The following is a 1,943-nucleotide window of genomic DNA, read 5'->3' as shown; positions in this document are numbered from 1 at the left end:
AGGCACCTAGGAAAACTTGACACATACTTTTTAAGATTTAGCTTGACTTCCGAATGTAACTCTCTTATTATGAAAATAATATCAAAGGCAATGCGGTAGCCGAAGTAGCAGATTACCCAACATTTCAGAGATCTGGTGGAATTGCGAACCAGAATGTGGTGGTTGTGAATTACAGTTATCAAGCTTCTAAATTCAAGAATTAGCGATTCATCTCGTTATCGATGTTGAGTGGTTACAGTTAAATGTAATAACTTGGGTGGTAACGCGGAGAATTTCGTCCCTAGAGTCTTTATTGACTTTAGGGACTTTTTTTATCTTATTAAAAATATAAAAATATCAGGAGGTATGATTATGAACATTATTGATGAATTAAAATGGCGGGGCGCCGTGAACCAAACGACTGACGAAGAGGGCTTACGGAAGTTAACAGATAAGAAACAAATTGGCTTGTACTGTGGGGTAGATCCAACGGGTGATAGTTTACATATTGGTCATTTGATTCCATTTATGATGCTGAAACGATTCCAGTTGCAGGGCCATCATCCTGTGATTGTTATCGGTGGCGGAACCGGTGCGATTGGGGATCCTTCTGGTAAAAACTCAGAACGAGTTTTACAGACGATGGATCAAGTTAAACATAATGAAAACGCGTTGTCTGCTCAGATGATTAAGTTATTTGGAACGGAAAACTTTACCATTGTAAACAATTACGATTGGCTCTCAAAACTAACTTTGTTGGATTTTCTGCGCGATTACGGAAAGCTATTTAACATTAATACCATGTTGAATAAGGAAGTTGTCTCAAGTCGTTTGGAAGTCGGCATTTCTTTTACTGAATTCACATACCAGATTTTACAGTCGATTGATTTCCTTCATTTATATCGCCATGAAGATGTTCAGCTCCAAATTGGTGGTGCTGATCAATGGGGAAACATCACTTCTGGAATTGACTTAATTCATAAAGTCGAAGGCTCTGACACAGATGTGTTTGCACTGACAATTCCGTTAATGTTGAAGGCTGACGGGACAAAGTTTGGTAAAACTGCTGGTGGTGCTGTTTGGCTGGATCCCAAAAAGACGTCACCTTATGAATTCTACCAATTCTGGATTAATCAAGATGATCGGGATGTTGTGAAATACTTGAAGTACTTTACGTTTTTGGATGAGGCTGAAATTGATGAGTTAGCAGAAAAAGTGCAAACCCACCCAGAAAAACGGGAAGCCCAACGCCGATTAGCAGAAGAAGTGACCAAATTTGTGCATGGCGAACAAGCGGTAGTGGAAGCTCAGCACATTACTAAGGCGTTGTTTTCTGGCGAAGTGCAAGAGCTAACGGCTGAAGAAATTGAACAAGGATTCAAGAATATGCCTTCTGTCGAGGTTAGTGCTGAGAAGAAAAATATTATCTTGTGGTTAGTGGATGACACAAAGATTGAAGCGTCAAGACGACAAGCTCGTGAAGATGTAAAAAATGGAGCAATTCGTATTAATGGTGAAAAGATCCAGGATGTGGAAGCAGAAATTGATCCGAGTGCGCATTTTGATGGCAAGTTTGTGATTGTGCGTCGAGGAAAGAAAAAGTACTTTTTGGCTAGAATTAAATAAGTGAGCGAGGCAAGTCGCTAAAAGACAGAAAATAAGCACGCTGTATGCGGGATCGCAATCCCGCGGAAAGCGTGCTTATTTTCTGCCTTTTGACTTGCCGAGCTGTCCGGAGGCTCAGCGGAAAAGTGCAGGTGGAAGCGACAGCGTACGGAACATAAGAGCTTTTCGGTACGAAAAGCATTCCATTGAATGGACGCAGCGTAGGATCGCAATCCCGCGGGAGTCGTGCTTATGATCAGCCTCTTGTTTTACCGAGCTGTCCTAAGGCTCAGAAAAATGACTAGCTGTTAGTAAAGATTATCTTTATCCTGAAATATTCATAGTAAAGGACCCAACGT

Annotated in this window: 1 protein-coding gene and 1 other annotated feature; the gene reads left to right on the top strand. The window is 41.0% G+C overall.

Features of this window, described 5'->3' with window-relative positions:
• Window positions 1–81: 81 nt before the first annotated feature.
• Window positions 82–285, top strand: a binding site (T-box leader).
• Window positions 286–351: 66 nt separating this feature from the next.
• Entirely contained in the window at window positions 352–1,605 is a 1,254-nt protein-coding gene (gene tyrS, locus IV84_RS10320; protein WP_046872053.1) for a tyrosine--tRNA ligase, read from the top strand.
• The last annotated feature ends 338 nt before the right edge of the window (window positions 1,606–1,943 follow it).

Source organism: Pediococcus damnosus, from assembly GCF_001437255.1.
Classification (GTDB): domain Bacteria; phylum Bacillota; class Bacilli; order Lactobacillales; family Lactobacillaceae; genus Pediococcus; species Pediococcus damnosus.
This window is presented reverse-complemented; position numbering and strand designations above follow the sequence as displayed.

Coding starts and splice junctions, on each gene's coding strand:
- tyrS (WP_046872053.1), top strand. CDS start 352: ATGAACATTATTGATGAATTAAAATGGCGGGGCGCCGTGAACCAAACG.